This is a genomic window from Oricola nitratireducens (assembly GCF_014904745.1).
GTDB classification, from domain to species: Bacteria; Pseudomonadota; Alphaproteobacteria; order Rhizobiales; family Rhizobiaceae; genus Oricola; species Oricola nitratireducens.
In genome coordinates this window covers 35238-53412 of record NZ_JACZCS010000032.1, presented here as the reverse complement: position 1 = coordinate 53412, position 18175 = coordinate 35238, and the positions used below count along the sequence as shown (strand labels likewise).

Sequence of the window (18175 nt, the reverse complement as noted above, 5' to 3'; positions counted from 1 at the left end):
CATTTCGTTCTGGAACCGGAACGGCGCATCGGCTAATCGGAAACATGGTTTTTCTGAACACATCCGGATCGAAGGCGGGCATCCTTTTCACGCTTGCCGCCCTGTTGATTGCCGCCGCTCCGTGCCGGGCGGGCGACGCGCCGCGCCTGTCGGATCCCAGCGACCGCATCGCGCGTCCCGACCTGTCCGGTCTGGTTCGGATGCGCTTTCTGACGTCGCTCGATTTCCCGCCTTTCAACTTCGCCGATCCGGACCGCAAGCCGGCCGGGTTCAATGTCGAGATCACGCGCGCGCTGTGCGACGAACTCGGTATCGAGTCCAAATGCGAAATCCAGGCGATGCCCTGGGAGGAACTCGATCCCGCGCTTGACGGGTTGCGTGGCGAGGCGATCATCGCGGGTCACGGCATCACCGCGAAACTGCGCGAGGCACGCGCGGTCAGTCTGCCCTATTTCCGCTTTCCGGCCCGGTTCGTGGCGAAGCGCGACTTTGCCGTCGACACCACGGACATGACCGCGCTCGCCAAGGGAAAGAATGTCGCCGTCGTCAGCGGCAGCGCCCACGAGGCGATGCTGAAAGCCTGGTTCCCCGACGCCGTTCCGGTCGAACGCGCCGATGCCGCCGAAACCTATGCCGCCCTGACGGACGGGGATGCCGATCTCATCTTCGGCGATGGAGTCGCGCTTTCCTTCTGGCTCGCTTCACCCGATGCGGCGTCCTGCTGCGGTTTCATCTCCGGGCCCTTTTTCTCCGATCATTTTCTCGGGGCCGGCATGGTCATCGTGATGCGCAAGGACGGGCACCGCGTCATCACGGCGATCGATGCCGCGCTCGGCGCGCTGGAGGAAAAGGGCGTTTATCAGGAAATCTTCGAGCGCTACTTCCCGCTCGATCCCTTCGCGGAGGGGCCGGGGTCTCCGGCGTCAAAGCCGGGTGAAGGGAAGGCGGAGCGCCCAGAGCAGTCCGGCTGATTTCGGGCCGCGAAATTCCTTCAGGCCGATTTCCATCCCGTCATGGCCGAGTTTCGGCTGGGCGTTGTAGGTCTGGAAGAGCCGATCCCAGAACGGGAAGTTGAAGCCGTAGTTGGAATTCGTTTCGCGCGGCGTCGACGAATGGTGCACGCGGTGCATGTCGGGTGTCACGATCACCATGCGCAACAACCGGTCTACCGATTGCGGCAGGTTGATGTTGGAATGGTTGAACATCGCGGTGCCGTTGAGCACGATCTCGAAGACGAGCACGGAGGCCACCGGCGCGCCCAGCGCGATGATGATGCCCGCCTTCCAGAACATCGACAGCACGATCTCGATCGGATGGAACCGCAACGCCGTCGTCACGTCGAAGCCGTTGTCGGCATGGTGCATGCGGTGGATGCGCCACAGCAGCGGGATCTTGTGGCTGACGACATGCTCCAGCCACACTGCGAAATCGAGGATGACGAAGGAAGCGATGCCGGCGACGACCGGCGCAATGCCGAGCGCCGGAAACAATCCGAGGCCCTGATCTTGCGCATAGATCGCCGTGCCGACTGCGGCCGCCGGAAAGATGATCCGAAGGCAGATCGACGACAGCACAACCATCGACAGATTGGTGAACCAGCGCTTCGATTTCATCGCGCCGCGCATTTCGTCTCGTTCGAGGCGCGGCGACCACAATTCGTAACCGGCCATCGCGGCGAAGATGATCAGAAAGGCGGCGAGCCTTATTGTCGCTTCGGAGATTTCCATTGTGCCTCAGCGCATGACGATTGTGCACTGGCCCGTTACATGCCGGGCCAGGCGCGTCACTGGCAATTCACTTTCATGTCAGGGCAGGCGGAAACGCGCCCGCGCCGATCGCTCGATCGCCGCGGAGACGAGGTTGTCGAGTTCGAGTTCGTCGCGCAGGATCTGCAGGAAGCGCAGTTCCTCCTGCGAGGCATGCAGGTCGGCGGACGCGATCTCGATCGCCACGGCATAGGCCGTGTCGTAGAGCCGGTCGGGCAGGCTCGCCTTGACCATGCCGAGGATCTGGTCGATGCCCGACGGCTCGTTGAGGATCTCCGTGCAGCGGTTTGCCGTCTCGACGAGATGGTCGCGCGAATAACCTTCGAAGACCGGCAGCGTGTCGACCACGTTTCCGATCCGGGAGAGTTCGCGCTCGGAAAGGGCGGAGTCGGCGGCCGCCATCGTTACCATGATGAAGACCAGTGCTTCTTGTTGTGAAATCGCGCTCATGAAAGCCCTCTTGCCGTGTTCGCAGCGAACGTAGTGTTGCGCGCTTGGCTTCGCAAGCGCGAGACGGTAAAGGCTGGCGGACAAATGGCGCGCCGATGCGACGGCGGGCCGCCTTCCGCAATATCCGACGACCAGGACCTGAAGAAATGAGCGCCAATCCGGCCTTGCCCGCCCTCGATCTGACACCCGATCTGCTGGAGGCCGCCGCGAAAACGAAAGCCTGGCCGTTCGAGGAAGCGCGCAAGATCGTCAAGCGCTACGAGAAGACTGGTTTTCCGGACGTCGTCCTGTTCGAGACCGGCTACGGCCCGTCCGGCCTGCCGCATATCGGCACCTTCGGCGAAGTGGCCCGCACGACCATGGTGCGCACCGCTTTCCGCGTGCTGACCGGGGACAAGGTCGCGACCAAGCTGCTGTGCTTCTCCGACGACATGGACGGCATGCGCAAGATCCCGGACAACGTGCCGGACAGGTCCTTCCTCGAGCCGCATCTGCACAAACCGCTGACCGTCGTGCCGAACCCGTTCGGCGGCGACTTCGAGAGCTTCGGCCATCACAACAATGCGATGCTGCGCCGCTTCCTCGACACGTTCGGTTTCGACTACGAATTCGCCAGCGCCACCGATTACTACAAGTCCGGCCGCTTCGACGAGATTCTGCTGCGCGTCGCCGAGCGCTATGACGACGTCATGGCGATCATGCTGCCGACACTGGGCGAGGAGCGCCGCGCCACCTATTCGGCATTCCTGCCGATCTCGCCGAAGACCGGCCGCGTCCTCTACGTGCCGATGAAGGCCGTCGACGCCAAGGCGGGCACGGTGACCTATGTCGACGAGGACGGCGAGGACGTGACGCAGTCGATCACCGGCGGCCAGGTCAAGCTCCAGTGGAAGCCGGATTTCGGCGCCCGCTGGGCGGCGCTCGGCGTCGATTTCGAGATGTTCGGCAAGGATCATGGCCCCAACATGCCGGTCTATGACCGCATCTGTTCGGCGCTCGGCGGCCGTCCGCCGGAGCATTACGTCTACGAACTTTTCCTCGACCAGAACGGCGAGAAGATCTCCAAGTCGAAGGGCAACGGCCTGACCATCGACGAATGGCTGACCTACGCCCCGACCGAAAGCCTCGCGCTCTACATGTTCCAGAAGCCGCGTACCGCCAAGCGGCTCTATTTCGACGTCATCCCGAAGGCCGTCGACGAGTATTTCACCTTCCTTGCCGCCTTCGAGCGTCAGGACTGGGCGTCGCGGCTGAACAATCCCGTCTGGCACATCCATTCCGGCAAGCCGCCGGCGGCCGACATGCCGGTGCCGTTCGCGATGCTGCTCAATCTCGTCAGCGCGTCCAATGCGCATGACAAGGCGGTGCTGTGGGGTTTCATCTCGCGCTATGCCCCGGGCGTCACCGCCGGGACCCATCCCAAGCTCGACGAGCTGGTCGGCTATGCGATCCGCTATTTCGACGACTTCGTGAAGCCGAACAAGAAATTCCGCGCCCCCGACGATGTCGAGCGCGAGGCGCTGGCGAAACTTGCCGCCTCTCTCGACATATTGCCGGACGATGCCGACGGCGCGGCGATCCAGGATGCCGCGCTCGACGTGGCGCGCGGCTTCGAGCGTTACCAGGATCCGTCGAAGACCGGCCCGGACGGCGGCCCGGCGGTCACCGGCGACTGGTTCCAGATGCTCTACCAGGTGCTGCTCGGCCAGGAACGCGGCCCGCGCTTCGGTTCCTTCGTCGCGCTCTACGGCCTGAACGAGACGGTCGCGCTCATCAACAAGGCGCTCGCCGGCGAACTCGCCTGATCCGGATTACTGGCTGGCCCACACGATGCGGGCCATCCACTCGATCTCGCCCGCCGGGAAGGTCCTCGGCGGGTGGGCCGGATTGGCCGATTCCAGCTCGACGACCAGCGAGGTCATGCGCAAAAGCGTCTTCGCCATCACCTCACCGTCGCGTGTCTTGACGACGACCCGGTCGCCGCGCCGCACCTGCGCGGTCGGCGAGACGATGACGATGTCGCCTTCGCGATAGAGCGGCAGCATCGAGTCGCCGGTGATCTCCAGCGCGTAGGCGCCTTCGTCGAGATCGGTTCCCGGAAAGGCGACCGTGTCCCAGCCCTGTCCGGCCGGAAAGCCGGCATCGTCGAAATAGCCGCCGGCGCCTGCCTGCGCCATGCCGATCAGCGGCACTTCGCGCAAGGGCACCGTGCTCATGCGGGAGAGCGGCACCACCTTGTCGCTGACGGCAGGTGCCTCGCCCTGCACCAGCGCCATGAACGCGTCGAGCGAGGAGCCTGTCGCTTCCATGATCTTCGCCAGCGATTCCGTCGACGGCCAGCGCGGCCGTCCGTCGGCGGCAAACCGCTTCGACTTGTTGAAGGTCGTCGAATCGAGTCCGGCGCGTTTGGCCAGGCCCGATGCCGACAGGTCATTGCGTTCGGCGAGCGCGTCGATGGCGGCCCAGATGCGTTTGTGGGAGAGCATGGCGCTTCCTGATGATATTCAGGAATAAATACCTCTGGTCGCCGCTTCCCACAAGGGCACAATGCGCGAACGCGCCGTTAATCCGCAGATGCAGCGAAGGGTTTGCGCCCGGTTGCAAGCGCCCGGTCGAGATATTCGGCGCGGTTTCGCGCTATAATCACCGAACCCTGGGTTCGAGGAGCGGTTTGCCCATCATGTCCAAGCCCCCGATATTGGAAGAGGTCGATCTGTCCCTGGCGCTGGCCGGGTCGGAAGGCCACGACATCAACCATGCCAGCCGGGCGCGCATCCAGTATCTGTGCAATCAGCATCAGGCGCTGCTGACGCAGATCCAGTTCGCCGACGCCAAGGCGGTCGCGCTGATGACGCTGCTCGGCCTGATCGCCCTGCGCGGGCCGATCGAGATGCATTCCACCGGCGAGGATCCGGTCTTGCGCTACGTATTTCTCGTGCTCAGCGCGACAGCGGTGTTCTGCTGCTTCTGGGCGGTGTTCCCGCGCTATCCGTCCGCGCGGATGCGACGCGACATGATCGGTTTCGACCGCTGGTCATGGCCGTCGCTTGCCGCCGATACGCTCGATCCTGCCGCCTACGCGAAATTCATGCAGACCGCGGAAATCTCGCAACTCGTCCAGTCGCTGTCCGTCAGCAATGCCGCGGTCGCCCGCGTGTTGCTGCGCAAATACACGGCGCTGCGCGTCGCCTTCGTCTTCTCGATCGCGGTGCTGGCGATCGTCTGCGTCCGGCTTGCCGGCATGGCGTGACCATCAGCCGATTGTCTCTGCGAGCTTCTCCAGGATCGCCGTCCAGCCGCCCTTGTGGTTGTCGCGCGATTCCTCGGTCGCGAATTTCACATGCGTCAGTTCCACCTCCGTTGCGCCGCCGTCGACGGGCTTGAAGGCGAGGGTCACGGTGGAGCCATCGACCGAATAGGGCGATTCCCAGGTGAAGACGATGCGGTGATGCGGCTTCACTTCGAGATAGGTGCCGGCATGGGGAATTTCGGTGTCCCCGGCCGCCATCACGATCGAGAACCGGCCGCCCTCGCGTCCGTCGGTTTCCGCCTTCGGCACGGTCATGTCGGGTCCGGGCGCCATGAACTTCGCCAGCATCCGGGCATCCAGCCATGCGTTGAACACGGCTTCAACCGGGGCCGGGATCGTCTTTGTTACCGTCAGGGACAGGTCGCTCATCACGCGTAACTCCTTTTGCAATCACTTCGCCAAGGCGCTCCAATCGCAGGTCCCAGATCGAACGCAGTTGTCCGAACCAGGCGTCGACAGCGCGCACCGGATCGAGATCGGCCTCGATCAGGTGGACCCTGCCGATGGTTCTGCGCGTGACGAGATGCGCTGACTCCAGCACCTTGATGTGCTTGGAGATCGCGTTCAGCGACATGTCGTAGCGCCCGGCCAGTTCGGTCACCCGAAGCGGTCCTTCCTGCACCAGCGTGGTCAGGATCGACCGTCGGGTTGCATCGCTGACCGCTTTCAGAACCTCAGAAAGCCGTTGTTCCTGCAATTGTTCACCCATTTGGTTGAATATCGTTTTGCGCTCTAATTGTCAACTGCTTGGTTGAATATTGGATTCGCGCCGCGGCGGCAAGCGCGCCATATGATCGCTTGACATTGCAGCGCACAACGCCGATATGCGCAGTGTGAAAGCGATCTGGCTGCCGCGTGAGCAGCCCGCACCATCCAAAGCGAAATGTTGTTCGCCCGGTGCAAAGCGCGTTTCCTCCCGGCTGCGATCCTCGCGCCGGTATTCTCCCACAAGTTCCCATTTCACGCGGGGTGCTGACGATCCGCTGATCCGCAGGACAATTCAGTCCCGGAGAGCAGTCGGGTCGCAAACCTCATGACGCGCCGATCCGCATATGGCGGAGGGGACGCGTATGTTTTCGCATGCATGCGGGCTATTCCCGTGCGCCAATGCCACGAAAGGCATGACTATTGACTGATTTTTCCACCCTCGGTCTTTCCGACCGTATTCTCCAGTCCGTTGCTGCGTCCGGTTATGACACGCCGACGCCGATCCAGAAGGCCGCGATTCCCGCGGTGCTGGAAGGACATGACATCATGGGCCTCGCCCAGACCGGCACCGGCAAGACGGCCGCTTTCGGCCTGCCGCTGATCGAAAAGCTTCTCGCCAATCCGCAGCGGCCCTATCCCAAGAGCTGCCGCGTTCTGATTCTTGCGCCGACGCGTGAACTGGCCAACCAGATTACGACCAGCCTGCGCGGCTTCATGAAGAAGACCCCGCTCAAGATCGCGACCGTCGTCGGCGGCCAGTCGATCAATGTCCAGATCCGTGATCTTGGCCAGGGCAAGGACATCCTTGTCGCGACGCCCGGCCGTCTCCTCGACCTGATGGAACGCCGCGCCGTCATTCTGGCGCAGACCCATTTCCTCGTCCTCGACGAGGCCGACCAGATGCTCGATCTCGGCTTCATCCATTCGCTGCGCAAGATCGCGAAGGCTATTCCCGCCGAGCGCCAGACGCTGCTCTTCTCGGCCACCATGCCGAAGGAGATCGCCGATCTCTCCAGGACATTCCTGAAAGACCCGGTTCGCATCGAGGTTTCGCCGCCCGGCAAGGCGGCCGACAAGGTCGCGCAGTCGGTGCATTTCATCGGCCAGCGCGCCAAGGCGGACCTGCTCAAGAAATGCCTCGGCGAGCGCCCCGGGGATCTGTCGCTTGTCTTCGCGCGCACCAAGCACGGCGCCGAGAAGCTGATGCATCACCTCGTGGCCAGCGGCTTTTCCGCCGCCTCGATCCACGGCAACAAGAGCCAGGGCCAGCGCGACCGCGCCATCCGCGATTTTCGCAGCGGTGCGACCCGCGTCCTCGTGGCGACTGATGTCGCCGCGCGCGGCATCGACATTCCGGGCGTCAGCCATGTCTACAATTTCGACATGCCGCAGGTTGCCGAAAGCTATGTCCACCGGATCGGCCGCACCGCGCGCGCCGGCGCCGAGGGGCTTGCCGTTTCCTTCTGCTCGCCGGAGGAAACCAAGATGCTGCGCGACATCGAACGCCTGACCAACGTGCCAATCGAGGTGGCAAGCGGCGAACATCCGGGCTTCGGCCACGGCGTGCGCAAGGATGCCAAGCCCAATCGCGGACCGCGTGGAAACCGTAATGGCCAGGGCGGAAAGCCGCGTGAAGAACGGAGTGCGGATAACGAGAACCGTGGCCGTCCCAATCGCGGCAAGCGTCCCCAGGGCCAGCAGGCCGAACAGGGTGCCGGAACGCCGTCGCGTCCCGCCAGCCGTCCGAGCTGGCGCAGGAACCGCAAGAGCCGCGCCGCCTGATCCTTACGATCGCGCGTCGGCGATCACAGCCAGACAATCCCCGGCCTTTACCAGGCCGGGGAAATGCCGTGCCGTCATCAGGCCGCCGCGTTTCGCGCGGTACTGCGTCGGCGCCACGCCGGTCCTGTCGACCGACCATATCCTCGCAAGGCAATCGCCCTTTTTGACCGTATCGCCGAGATCGGCGCACGGCTCGATCATGCCGTCATGCGTCGCGAAGACGAAACAGTCGTCGTCCGGCATGTCCAGATAGACGCTTTTGCCGATCTCCGGCTTGCCTTTCAGAATTCCGGCATGGATCAGCACGTTGCGCAGCCCCTTGCGTGCGATCGCGATGCTCTTCGCCGTCGCCGAGCCGCCGCCGCCGAGTTCGGTTGTGACGAACACCTTGCCCTGCTCCTCGACCGCCGTGTCGTACATCCCGACATTGTCGATCTCTCGCATCATCATCGAATAGGGCGCGTTGAACGCCTCCATGGCGGCGACGCAGGCATGTTGCTGCATCGAGTCATCGAGAATATGCGCCGCGGCGAAAGGCAGGAAATCGAGCGTCTTGCCGCCGGAATGGAAGTCGAGAACGATGTCGGCATGCGGCACCAGCACCGTGTTGAAATAGTCGGCGATCTTCTGCGTCACCGTGCCGTCCGGCTTGCCCGGGAAGATCCGGTTGAGATTGCCCTTGTCGATCGGCGAGGTGCGCGTCCCGGCGCGGAAAGCCGGATAGTTGAAGAACGGGACGATGATCACCCGGCCCGTGACGTCGCCGGCATTCAGCGTCGCCGCCAGTTCCTGCAGCGCCACCGGCCCCTCATATTCGTCGCCGTGATTGGCGCCGGTCGCAAGCGCCGTCGGCCCGTCGCCGTTCTTGATGACGGTAATCGGGATCATCACCGATCCCCAGGCGGAATCGTCGCGGCTGTAGGGCAGGCGCAGAAAGCCGTGATGCACGCCGTCGTCGTCGAACGGGATGGTCGGCCGAATCGGATTGGTCGTCACGGTCTCAGTCCTTCACGAACAGTTTGCGCGGCGTGTTGCAGAAACACTCGACGCCGGTCTCTGTGATCAGGATCGGTTCGGTGATCTCCAGCCCTCCGTCGTCGAGCCAGATCGCCGGCATGAAGTGGAAGGTCATGCCGGGCCTCAGTTCGGTCTTGTCGCCGCGCCGGAACGACATGGTGCGCTCGCCCCAGTCGGGCGGGTAGGACAGGCCGATGGAATAGCCGCAGCGATTGTCCTTGACGAAACCGAACTTGTTCAGCGTCGCGTTGAAGGCATTGGCGATGTCCTCGCAGCGGTTTCCCGGCTTGGCCTGCTCCAAACCGGCCTCGACGGATTCCAGCACGGCCTTTTCCGCATCGAGATATTTCTGCGGCGGCTTGCCGATGAACAGCGTGCGCGATTGCGGGCAGTGGTAGCGCCGGTGCACCCCGGCGATCTCGAAGAAGGTGCTTTCGTTGTCCTGCAACGGATAATCGTCCCAGGTCAGGTGCGGCGCGGTCGCGTCCATGCCCGACGGCGCCATCGGCACGATCGCCGGATAGTCGCCCCAATGGCCGTCCGCTCCGGTGATCGCGGTGTGGTAGATTTCCGCGACCAGCTTGTTCTTTGGCAGGCCGGGCTCGGCCTTTTCCACCACGGTCAGGTGCATCTGTTCGACGATCCGCGCGGCGCGGCGCATATATTCGATCTCGGTCGGGCTTTTCACCGCGCGCTGCCAGTTCACCAGGCCCGTCACGTCGACGATCTCGGCTTCCGGCAGGCCCCTGGTCAGCGACAGGTGGGCGGCGGCGGAATAATAGTAGTTGTCGAGTTCGACACCGACCCGCGACGTATCCCAGCCGCGCTGCTTGATCAGGCCGGCAAGTGTCTCCATCGGGTGCATTGCCGGGTTCTGGACGTAGATGTCGTCGTAACCGACGATGTTCTCGTCGGCCATGGTCACCGTGCGCCGTGCGCCGAGCGCATCGATGCCGCGGCCCCACCAGACCGGCTCGCCCTCCATGCCGAGCAGCACCGCCTGGTGCGTGTAGAACGACCAGCCGTCATAGCCGGTCAGCCAGCCCATGTTGGAAGGATCGGAAACGACCAGGAGATCGAGGCCCTTGTCGGCCATGGCGCTGCGCGTTCGCCGGATGCGCAACTGGTATTCCTCCGGCGTGAAATCGCGTCTCGGTTCGGCCATGCCCCACTCCTTGGACGGCGGTAAAGGTTCCGCAAGCAAACAGGCGACAGCGCGCGCAACTCGTCAAGATAATTTTCCGCGCCGCAACTTGCCGCGATTATTGACGAATTTCGCGCCCGCGCTTGTCGCCCGGCGGCATCGGAGCGTATGAATCCCGACGAAACCATGTGCCGGTAGCGGCAGGCGAGGCGGGACAAATCATGCTCAAGCTCGACGACAGGGACATCAGCATCCTCTCGATCCTGTCGCGCGAGGGGCGGATTTCGAAGACCGATCTCGCGCGCCGCATCAATCTCTCTCCGACGCCCTGCTGGGAGCGCCTCAAGCGCCTCGAGGATGCCGGCGTCATCCAGGGCTATCGCGCCGAGATTTCCCTGAAATCCGTTGCGTCTCATGTGGTTGTGTTCGTTGTCGTCGAACTCGAGAACCACCGCGCCGAGGCGTTCCAGGCCTTCGAAAAGGCGGTCGCCCATTATGACGAGATCGTCGCCTGCTGGGCGCTTGGCGGCGGTTACGACTACCTGATGCAGGTCGTCGCCCGCGACATCGATTCCTACCAGCGGCTGATGGACACGCTGCTCGAACGCAAGGCCGCCATGGCGCGCTACTTCACCTATATCGTCACCAAGGACATCAAGTCCGGCGGCCTCCCGCTCGCCGCGCTTCTGGGAAGCGCGGAGTAAGATCCGCTGTTTTGCGGCCGATAAAAAGAAAGATCCTCTCCCTGTATCAGGACCTTCGGAGGCATCCTCGCCGGAGCCCCTGCTAGCCTCGCAGTATTCGCCCCCTGCCAGAGGAGATGCGCCATGGTCCGCGCCGCCATACGCCACGACGCCCGCCAGGATACGCCGGTCGGTCTCGCCGACCGCCGCCTGATGCGGTCGCTCGCCTATGTCGGCGGGCGCTGGACCGCAGCCGATGACGCCGCTTTCCTGCCGGTCACCGATCCGGCCGATGGCACATGGATCGGCGAAGTCGCGCGGATCGGTCGTCAAGGCAGTATCGCCGCCGTCGATGCCGCCGACGCGGCGTTTCACGCCTGGGCCCGGATGCTGCCGCAGGAGCGGTCGGCGATCCTCAGGCGCTGGTACGACTTGATGCTTGCCAACCGCGAGGACCTCGCCGTCATCATGACGCGCGAGCAGGGCAAGCCGATTTCGGAATCGCGCGGCGAAATCGACTACGCAGCCTCCTTCATCGAGTTCTATGCCGAGGAGGCGAAACGCCCGAACATCGAGAGCGTGACCTCGCATCTGCACGACGCCGAGGTGGAGGTCTGGCGCGAGCCCGTCGGCGTCGCCGCGCTCGTCACGCCGTGGAACTTCCCCTGCGCCATGATTACCCGCAAGGCGGGCGCGGCGCTCGCCGCCGGCTGCACCGTCGTCGTGCATCCTTCCATCACGACGCCGTTCTCCGCGCTCGCGCTGGCGGAACTCGGCGAACGCGCCGGCCTGCCCGCCGGCGTGTTCAATGTCGTCACCGGCGACGCGCCCGAGATCGTCGGCGCATGGATGGCCGACAAGCGCGTGCGCGCGCTGTCCTTCACCGGCTCGACCGAGGTCGGCAAGCTCCTCTACCGCCAGGGTGCCGACACCGTGAAACGGCTGGTGCTGGAGCTCGGCGGCCACGCGCCCTTCATCGTCTTCGCCGATGCCGATCTCGACCAGGCGGTCGACGAGGCGATCAAGGCGAAATTCGCCACCTCCGGGCAGGACTGCCTGGGCGCCAACCGCTTCTTCGTCGAGCGCCCCGTCTATGACGCCTTCTGCAAGGCGTTCGCCGAGCGCACGGCCAGGCTTTCCGTCGGCTTCGGCATGGACGATCCCGATATCGGCCCGCTGATGAACGAAGGCGCCGTCGCCAAGCAGGAAGACCACGTCACCGACGCGCTGAAGAAAGGCGCGAAGCGTCTCGTCGGCGGCAAGCGCCATCCCGCCGGCGACCTGTTCTTCCAGCCGACCGTGTTGGCGGATGTGCCCGCCGACGCGTTGATCATGCGCGAGGAGACCTTCGGCCCCGTCGCGGCCATCGCGCCGTTCGACACCGAGGAGGAGGCGCTCACCCGCGCCAACGATACCGAATACGGTCTCGTCGCCTATCTGCACACGCTGGATCCGCGCCGCATCTACCGCGCCTCGCGCGCGCTTGCCTTCGGCATGGTCGCCGTCAACCGCACCAAGGTCACCGGTGCGCCGATTCCCTTCGGCGGCATGAAACAGTCCGGGCTGGAGCGCGAGGGGTCGCGTTTGGGTCTCGAGGCCTTTACGGACGTCAAATATCTGTGCCGCGACTGGGCCTGAAAACTCGAACCTGAAAGGAAAATCCGCCAATGTTGAGAAACGATCCGCTCGAGCAGTGGGACCGCGAGCACTTCTTCCACCCGTCCACCCATCTCGCCCAGTTCGCGCGCGGCGAGTTGCCGGAGCGCATCGTCACCGGCGGCAAGGGGGTCTTTATCGAGGACCGCGACGGCAACCGCCTGCTCGACGGCTTCGCCGGGCTCTATTGCGTCAATATCGGCTACGGCCGCCAGGAGGTCGCCGAGGCGATCGCCAAACAGGCGAAGGAACTCGCCTATTACCACGCCTATGTCGGCCACGGCACGGAAGCCTCGATCACGCTGTCGAAAATGGTCATCGACCGCGCGCCGTCGAACATGTCCCGCATCTATTACGGCCTCGGCGGCTCCGACGCCAACGAGACCAATGTCAAGCTGGTCTGGTATTACAACAACGTCCTCGGCCGGCCGGAGAAGAAGAAGATCATCTCGCGCTGGCGCGGCTATCACGGCTCCGGCCTGATGACCGGCTCGCTGACCGGCCTCGGCCTGTTCCACAAGCAGTTCGACCTGCCGCTGCCGCAGGTGCTGCACACCGAGGCGCCCTATTATTTCCGCCGCAAGGACGCCGGCCAGAGCGAGGAGGAATTCTCCGCCCATTGCGCCGCCGAGCTGGAAGCCCTGATCGAGCGCGAGGGCGCCGACACGATCGCCGCCTTCATCGGCGAGCCGGTGCTCGGCACCGGCGGCATCGTGCCGCCGCCGGCCGGTTACTGGGAAAAGATCCAGGCGGTGCTGAAGAAGCACGACATCCTGCTGATCGCCGACGAGGTCGTCACCGGCTTCGGCCGTCTCGGCACGATGTTCGGCTCCGTCCATTGCGGCATCGAACCGGATATCATCACCATCGCCAAGGGGCTGACCTCGGCTTACGCGCCGCTGTCCGGCTCGATCATTTCCGAGAAGGTCTGGAAGGTGCTGGAGGACGGCACCGACAAGTTCGGCGCCATCGGCCATGGCTGGACCTATTCCGCCCACCCGATCGGCGCGGCCGCCGCCGTCGCCAATCTCAAGGTCATCGACGACCTCGGCCTCGTGGAGAACGCCGGCACGGTCGGCGCCTATCTCAACGCGAAGATGGCGGAAGCGCTCGCCGGCCACCGCAATGTCGGCGACGTGCGCGGCGAGGGCATGCTCTGCGCCGTCGAGCTGGTCGAGGACAAGGCGTCGCGGACCTTCTTCGATCCGGGCAAGACTGTCGCCGCGAAAGCCGTCGCCGCCATGCTGAAACGCGGCGTCATCGCCCGCGCCATGCCGGAAGGTGACATCATCGGCTTCGCCCCGCCGCTCTGCCTGAGCCAGGACGAGGCGGACGTGATCGTCAAGGCGACGAAGGAAGCCGTGGAAGAAGTCTGCGCCGCGCTCTAGAGCCGGCGTTCGGGGAGGCGCGTCAGCGCCTCTCCGCGATGGCGAACCAGGCCAGCGCCGCCAGCGGCACGAGGCCGCCGAGAAGGCAGATCCCCGTCCAGCCGAAACGCTCCAGCACCGGGCTCGTCAGCGCCGAACCGATCGCGCCGCCGATAAAGAAGGTGGTCATGTAGGCGGAGTTGAGCCGGCTGCGGATCGCTTCGTCGAGCTGGAAGATCTCGCGCTGGCTCAGCACCATGTTGCCCTGGACGCCGAGGTCGATGACGATACCGGCCAGCACCAGCATCCAGAACGTGTTTTCACCGAACCATGCGAGCACGAAGCACAGGACGCCGAGACCGATCGACAGGATCGTTCCCGGCCGGATGTAGTTCCGGTCGGCAAGCCGCCCGGCGATCGGCGCGGCGAAGACGCCGGCGACGCCGGCAAGCGCGAACAGCGCGACCTGGCTCGACGAATAGCCCTGGCGCAGCAGGATGATCGGCGCGGCGGTCCAGAAGATCGAGAACGAACTGAACATGGCGGCCTGGTAGAGGCTGCGCCGGCGCAGCACCGGCTGCTCGACCATCAGCTTGCCGAGCGATCCGATCAGCGCATGATATTTGTGCTGCCCGCCCGGTTCGCGGCGCGGGATGATGAACAGCCCGGCGACGAGGACGGCCGCGACGACCGCCGCCGACAGGCCGAAGACGCCGCGCCAGCCGACGTAATCGGCCAGGAAGCTCGAGACCGGCCGCGCCAGCATGATGCCGGTGATCAGGCCCGTCATGACATTGCCCACCACCGTGCCGCGCCGGGCGGCGGGCGCAAGGCTGGCGGCGAGCGGAACGATCACTTGCGCGGCGGTCGATGTCAGCCCGACGATCAGCAACATGGCAAACAGCGCCGTCAGGCCCTGTGCGAATGCGAGCCCGGCCAGCGCGACGACGTTGAGCGCCATGGTCGCGACGATCAGCCCGCGGTTCTCGACGATGTCGCCGAGCGGCACGAGAAAGACGAGACCGATGACATAGCCGAGCTGCGCCGCCGTGAAGATCGTGCTTTCCGCCGAAACGGACAGCCCCATGCTGTCGCCGATCAGCGCGACCAGCGGCTGGGCGTAATAGAGATTGGCGGCAAGCGCGCCGCAGGCGACGGCGAAAAGCATCGTCGCGGCGAAGCCGATCGACGCGGGGGCGGCGGCGCGCGGCGCTGCGCCGGGAGTGGAATTGTCTGGTGTCGTGCGCATGTCGGTTGAGTGGAGCCCCGTGGAGAAGAAATCGGCCTCCCGCATCGCAACATAAGCGATGGCCGCGGAAAGGGAAGGGCGCGTGTAATCGGCCCGGTGCTTCATTGCCGAAGCCGGTTTTGACGATATCCAGTGACGATTTCCCCTCACGATGTGTTCCACGCGTCCCGGGCGAGGGCATGGCAGTCCTTCAGCAATTCCCCGATTGGCGTTTTCGGCCGCTTCCGGATGCCGTGCGGCCGGCCCGGGCGAAGCGGCGACCAGCGCCGGGGCCGCGCGGACTCCATGTGACGCCGCGCCCGCCACCGCGCCAGCCGCAGCGCCTGCCCCTCCAGATCGGAGAGCGCATTGGCGAGCGCGCGGATCCGCCGGCACAGCGTTTTCGCGTCGACCGGCTCGTCCGGGGGCAGCGCGGGCGGGAAATCTTTGTCCTCGTCGGCCGCGGTCCCGTCCGGCTCCAGCCACGGATGGCCGGTGCGCTTGAACGGGTCGAACAGCTGGAAGGCGGGGAGGGGGGCGCCCGGCGCTGTATCGGCGGCTCGCCGCAGGGTCTCGCACAGGCCGAGGATGACGGAGTTTGGTGGTCGCCTTCTGCGCCCTTCGGTCGTAGGCATGGTGATTGTCACGAGCTTGCAGGCGGCCATGACGATCAGCCGGCGCGCCGCATATTCGGCGTGGCGAAGCAGGCTGAGGATGCGCCAGTAGAGACGGCGCGGCAGGGTCGGCGCCGTTCGCCCGGCTTGTATCCCGGCCATGACGATCAGCCGCGCGGCGATGGCGCACAGGTCCTCGCTGTAGCGGTCTATCGCCCTGCGCCAGTCGAATTCCATGCCCTGCCTCCTTTGAAACGTGCTGGCGGATTGTGCTGGAGGGTTTGGGGGCGGTGGATAGAGAGCGAGTGGCGAATCGCGAATAGCGGGCGGAAACAAGGAGTTGGGCGAAAGGTGGCGGGGCAGTTATCCGATTTGGACACCACTCCGTCCCGGTATTTCACTTCGATTTTGTGGGAAAGAACAGAAAGCACGCTGGTGACGAGAGGGGATCGCCACCAGCGCCTTGGGACGGCATCCGGGGGGAGGGATGCCGGCTCCTGGAGGCCGCGAGCGAAAAAGGGGACGGTTTTCGCGAGGCCTGCCTCCAGGATCTTCAGATGCGGGTGGTGCGAACCGGTCAGGTCGCATCACGCATCAAAGGCCGTTCACATCCTCCACGGTGCGGTGTTCCATGCCCGGCCAGTTGGCTTCGGCCTTGGCGATCGTGCCGGCCTTGTCCTTCTTGTAGGCCTCGAAGACATCGGCGTTGAGGAAGAGGTAGAGCTTGCCGTCGACGACGTCGGCGAAGCGCGGGCTGCCGTCCAGCTTCAGGCCCTTGGCGACGCCGAAGGCGCAGAAGCCGCCATATTGCGGAATGAAGGCTGCCGGATCGGCCGAGAACTGCTTCATCGTCTCTTTGGACGAGAAGTAATAGGCGACATTGTCATGCACGACGGTGAACTTGGCGTGGCCGGGGGTGACGTCCAGTCCGGTGAACAGGGCAACGGAATCGTTGCCGCGGAGAGCGACGCCCTGGCCGTCGACGGTGGTGCCGGTCGAGACGTTGTATTCGTCGGCCGCGAAGGCGGACGAGACGCCGGAGATCGTGCCGATGACACAGGCAATCGCCATGATGGTGTTCAGGTTCTTCATGTCAGTCTTCCTTTCGGTTTGCGCCACGCGGGCGTCTGGGATGAAGCCGCCGGCGACATGCCGTCGGCATGATCCGCCGGACGTCCGGCGGCTCCGGCGCGCAATCGGGTGTCTTAAATGGCGATTGCCGCGCCGAACTGGCTGGATCGGCCGTAGTCCGGCATGATCGATCCGTCGACCGCGAGGAGGTCCTCGCCGGCCGCACCGGCCCGAGCGGGCCGGCGGAGACAGGTGGTGCTTGCGCGGCCCTAGAGGCCGAGGTCGCTGAGGCCCGGATGAGTTTCCGGACGCGGCCCGAGCGGCCAGTGGAACTTCCGGTCGGCACCGCCGATCAACGCGTCGTTGATGCTGGCGATGCGGCGGCGCATCAGGCCGCACTCGTCGAACTCCCACAGTTCGTTGCCGTGGGAGCGGAACCAGTTCCCGCTGTCGTCACGCCATTCGTAGGCGAACCGGACCGCGATGCGGTTTTCGCGGAAGCCCCAAAGCTCCTTGATCAGGCGATAATCGAGCTCGCGGTCCCATTTCCGGATGAGGAAGGCGACGATACTGTCGCGGCCTTCGAAGAACTCGGCGCGATTGCGCCAATGGCTGTCCGGCGTGTAGGCCAGCGCGACGCGTTTCGGATCGCGCGTGTTCCACGCATTCTCGGCGAGGCGGACCTTGCTGACGGCGTCCTCGACCCTGGTGAATGGCGGCAGTGGCGGGCGTTCGGTTTCCATTGTCAGTCTCCTTCCCTGCTGGCGAGCCTGGCCCGCAGCTGTTCGTTTTCGGCTTCAAGTGAGGTCAGGCGGTCATGCAACGGCGCCATCGCCGCGGTGACTTCCGCTTCGGTGAAACGGGGGGTGATGTGCTGCGGGCAATTCCAGTCGAATGCCGCGAGGCGGAGCACAAGGACGCGCTCCGGTTTTGCGCTGTAGTCCGGCTCGGCAACGAGCGCCGCAAGATCATCGTCGATCGGAACCGCCTCGATATGGGCATAGATCTTGAGGCGGGCGCGGGCCGCATAATCGACAAGGATCAGTGCGGCGCGGGCCTCGGCGGCGAGGTTGCCGACGCTGATATATTGGCGATTGCCGCGATAGTCGGCGAAGGCCATTGTCTTCTCGTCCACGACCTTCAGGAAACCTTGAGGCCCGCCGCGGTGCTGGACATAGGGCCAGCCGGTCTCGGAGACAGTGGCCATGTAGAAGCTGTCGCGCGCCGCGATGAAGGCAGCTTCGTTCGGTGTGAACCTGTCGAAGCTGCGGTCGCCCTTGAAGTTCCCGTAGACACGGTCGCTGCCCATGGCCCGCTGCGCTGCGCGGACGCTGGGTGTCGTTGCTATGTCGAGGAATCCGTAGGGCATGGCGGTGTTT

The 18175-nt window shown here is 64.7% G+C and carries 19 protein-coding genes; 7 read left to right on the top strand and 12 right to left on the bottom strand.

Features of this window, described 5'->3' with window-relative positions:
* The first annotated feature begins 44 nt into the window (after nt 1–44).
* A complete protein-coding gene (locus IG169_RS16240) occupies nt 45–971 on the top strand; it encodes a transporter substrate-binding domain-containing protein (protein ID WP_193177284.1) in 927 nt (308 codons plus the stop codon).
* Here the strand turns inward: IG169_RS16240 and IG169_RS16235 are convergent.
* Together IG169_RS16235 and IG169_RS16230 are read right to left on the bottom strand one after the other, a co-directional pair.
* Nucleotides 924–1727: a sterol desaturase family protein gene (locus tag IG169_RS16235; protein WP_193177283.1), complete on the bottom strand. Its 804-nt coding sequence runs from the start codon at nt 1725–1727 to the stop codon at nt 924–926. The two genes, IG169_RS16240 and IG169_RS16235, sit on opposite strands and share 48 nt — an antisense overlap.
* A gap of 78 nt (nt 1728–1805) precedes the next feature.
* Nucleotides 1806–2216 (bottom strand): tellurite resistance TerB family protein, encoded by a 411-nt coding sequence (locus IG169_RS16230; RefSeq protein WP_193177282.1) that lies wholly within the window; start codon nt 2214–2216, stop codon nt 1806–1808.
* A 146-nt stretch (nt 2217–2362) separates the two neighbouring features.
* Here IG169_RS16230 and IG169_RS16225 point away from each other — a divergent pair, with 146 nt between their 5' ends.
* Nucleotides 2363–4021 (top strand): lysine--tRNA ligase, encoded by a 1659-nt coding sequence (locus IG169_RS16225; RefSeq protein WP_193177281.1) that lies wholly within the window; start codon nt 2363–2365, stop codon nt 4019–4021.
* A 6-nt stretch (nt 4022–4027) separates the two neighbouring features.
* Here IG169_RS16225 and IG169_RS16220 read toward each other — a convergent pair whose 3' ends face one another.
* Nucleotides 4028–4702, bottom strand: a complete 675-nt coding sequence (locus IG169_RS16220; protein WP_193177280.1) for a S24 family peptidase — start codon at nt 4700–4702, stop codon at nt 4028–4030.
* Between the two features lie 194 nt (nt 4703–4896).
* Here IG169_RS16220 and IG169_RS16215 point away from each other — a divergent pair, with 194 nt between their 5' ends.
* Nucleotides 4897–5466, top strand: coding sequence for a Pycsar system effector family protein (locus IG169_RS16215; RefSeq protein ID WP_193177279.1), 570 nt, complete (start codon nt 4897–4899; stop codon nt 5464–5466).
* Between the two features lie 3 nt (nt 5467–5469).
* On the opposite strand, the gene IG169_RS16210 is transcribed toward IG169_RS16215, so the two are convergent.
* Both IG169_RS16210 and IG169_RS16205 read right to left on the bottom strand, forming a co-directional pair.
* Entirely contained in the window at nt 5470–5895 is a 426-nt protein-coding gene (locus IG169_RS16210) for an SRPBCC family protein (RefSeq protein WP_193177278.1), read from the bottom strand.
* Complete coding sequence (locus tag IG169_RS16205) at nt 5846–6235, bottom strand: ArsR/SmtB family transcription factor (protein WP_193177277.1); 390 nt, start codon at nt 6233–6235, stop codon at nt 5846–5848. The genes IG169_RS16210 and IG169_RS16205 overlap by 50 nt, the downstream gene beginning before the upstream one ends.
* A 419-nt stretch (nt 6236–6654) precedes the next feature.
* Between IG169_RS16205 and IG169_RS16200 the strand changes: the two genes are divergently transcribed.
* Complete coding sequence (locus tag IG169_RS16200) at nt 6655–8016, top strand: DEAD/DEAH box helicase (RefSeq protein ID WP_193177276.1); 1362 nt, start codon at nt 6655–6657, stop codon at nt 8014–8016.
* A gap of 3 nt (nt 8017–8019) precedes the next feature.
* Here IG169_RS16200 and doeB read toward each other — a convergent pair whose 3' ends face one another.
* Nucleotides 8020–9012, bottom strand: coding sequence for a N(2)-acetyl-L-2,4-diaminobutanoate deacetylase DoeB (doeB, locus tag IG169_RS16195; protein ID WP_193177275.1), 993 nt, complete (start codon nt 9010–9012; stop codon nt 8020–8022).
* Between the two features lie 4 nt (nt 9013–9016).
* Complete coding sequence (gene doeA / locus IG169_RS16190; RefSeq protein ID WP_193177274.1) at nt 9017–10198, bottom strand: ectoine hydrolase DoeA; 1182 nt, start codon at nt 10196–10198, stop codon at nt 9017–9019.
* A gap of 200 nt (nt 10199–10398) precedes the next feature.
* Between doeA and IG169_RS16185 the strand changes: the two genes are divergently transcribed.
* The 3 genes from IG169_RS16185 (at nt 10399) to IG169_RS16175 (ending at nt 13904) form a co-directional block, all read left to right on the top strand.
* On the top strand, nt 10399–10881 hold the full coding sequence (locus IG169_RS16185; protein WP_193177273.1) for an Lrp/AsnC family transcriptional regulator: 483 nt from the start codon (nt 10399–10401) through the stop codon (nt 10879–10881).
* 123 nt (nt 10882–11004) lie between these two features.
* Nucleotides 11005–12498 carry an NAD-dependent succinate-semialdehyde dehydrogenase gene (locus IG169_RS16180; RefSeq protein ID WP_193177272.1) on the top strand — a complete coding sequence of 498 codons (1494 nt, stop codon included), beginning with the start codon at nt 11005–11007 and terminating at the stop codon, nt 12496–12498.
* A 29-nt stretch (nt 12499–12527) separates the two neighbouring features.
* Nucleotides 12528–13904, top strand: coding sequence for an aspartate aminotransferase family protein (locus IG169_RS16175; RefSeq protein WP_193177271.1), 1377 nt, complete (start codon nt 12528–12530; stop codon nt 13902–13904).
* Between the two features lie 22 nt (nt 13905–13926).
* Here the strand turns inward: IG169_RS16175 and IG169_RS16170 are convergent, their stop codons facing one another.
* From IG169_RS16170 to IG169_RS16150, 5 genes are all read right to left on the bottom strand, one after another.
* Nucleotides 13927–15132 (bottom strand): MFS transporter, encoded by a 1206-nt coding sequence (locus IG169_RS16170; protein ID WP_193177270.1) that lies wholly within the window; start codon nt 15130–15132, stop codon nt 13927–13929.
* 146 nt (nt 15133–15278) lie between these two features.
* Nucleotides 15279–15962 carry a hypothetical protein gene (locus IG169_RS16165; protein WP_193177269.1) on the bottom strand — a complete coding sequence of 228 codons (684 nt, stop codon included), beginning with the start codon at nt 15960–15962 and terminating at the stop codon, nt 15279–15281.
* A 357-nt stretch (nt 15963–16319) separates the two neighbouring features.
* Nucleotides 16320–16817 (bottom strand): YHS domain-containing (seleno)protein, encoded by a 498-nt coding sequence (locus tag IG169_RS16160; RefSeq protein WP_210326064.1) that lies wholly within the window; start codon nt 16815–16817, stop codon nt 16320–16322.
* A gap of 248 nt (nt 16818–17065) precedes the next feature.
* A complete protein-coding gene (locus IG169_RS16155) occupies nt 17066–17539 on the bottom strand; it encodes a nuclear transport factor 2 family protein (protein ID WP_193177268.1) in 474 nt (157 codons plus the stop codon).
* A gap of 2 nt (nt 17540–17541) precedes the next feature.
* Nucleotides 17542–18165, bottom strand: a complete 624-nt coding sequence (locus IG169_RS16150; RefSeq protein ID WP_193177267.1) for a pyridoxamine 5'-phosphate oxidase family protein — start codon at nt 18163–18165, stop codon at nt 17542–17544.
* Nucleotides 18166–18175: the final 10 nt, after the last annotated feature.

Bases quoted from the DNA above. Each gene is read 5' to 3' on its own strand.
- IG169_RS16240 (WP_193177284.1), top strand. From the start codon at position 45: ATGGTTTTTCTGAACACATCCGGATCGAAGGCGGGCATCCTTTTCACG.
- IG169_RS16235 (WP_193177283.1), bottom strand. From the start codon at position 1,727: ATGGAAATCTCCGAAGCGACAATAAGGCTCGCCGCCTTTCTGATCATC.
- IG169_RS16230 (WP_193177282.1), bottom strand. From the start codon at position 2,216: ATGAGCGCGATTTCACAACAAGAAGCACTGGTCTTCATCATGGTAACG.
- IG169_RS16225 (WP_193177281.1), top strand. From the start codon at position 2,363: ATGAGCGCCAATCCGGCCTTGCCCGCCCTCGATCTGACACCCGATCTG.
- IG169_RS16220 (WP_193177280.1), bottom strand. From the start codon at position 4,702: ATGCTCTCCCACAAACGCATCTGGGCCGCCATCGACGCGCTCGCCGAA.
- IG169_RS16215 (WP_193177279.1), top strand. From the start codon at position 4,897: ATGTCCAAGCCCCCGATATTGGAAGAGGTCGATCTGTCCCTGGCGCTG.
- IG169_RS16210 (WP_193177278.1), bottom strand. From the start codon at position 5,895: ATGAGCGACCTGTCCCTGACGGTAACAAAGACGATCCCGGCCCCGGTT.
- IG169_RS16205 (WP_193177277.1), bottom strand. From the start codon at position 6,235: ATGGGTGAACAATTGCAGGAACAACGGCTTTCTGAGGTTCTGAAAGCG.
- doeA (WP_193177274.1), bottom strand. From the start codon at position 10,198: ATGGCCGAACCGAGACGCGATTTCACGCCGGAGGAATACCAGTTGCGC.
- IG169_RS16185 (WP_193177273.1), top strand. From the start codon at position 10,399: ATGCTCAAGCTCGACGACAGGGACATCAGCATCCTCTCGATCCTGTCG.
- IG169_RS16180 (WP_193177272.1), top strand. From the start codon at position 11,005: ATGGTCCGCGCCGCCATACGCCACGACGCCCGCCAGGATACGCCGGTC.
- IG169_RS16175 (WP_193177271.1), top strand. From the start codon at position 12,528: ATGTTGAGAAACGATCCGCTCGAGCAGTGGGACCGCGAGCACTTCTTC.
- IG169_RS16170 (WP_193177270.1), bottom strand. From the start codon at position 15,132: ATGCGCACGACACCAGACAATTCCACTCCCGGCGCAGCGCCGCGCGCC.
- IG169_RS16165 (WP_193177269.1), bottom strand. From the start codon at position 15,962: ATGGAATTCGACTGGCGCAGGGCGATAGACCGCTACAGCGAGGACCTG.
- IG169_RS16160 (WP_210326064.1), bottom strand. From the start codon at position 16,817: ATGAAGAACCTGAACACCATCATGGCGATTGCCTGTGTCATCGGCACG.
- IG169_RS16155 (WP_193177268.1), bottom strand. From the start codon at position 17,539: ATGGAAACCGAACGCCCGCCACTGCCGCCATTCACCAGGGTCGAGGAC.
- IG169_RS16150 (WP_193177267.1), bottom strand. From the start codon at position 18,165: ATGCCCTACGGATTCCTCGACATAGCAACGACACCCAGCGTCCGCGCA.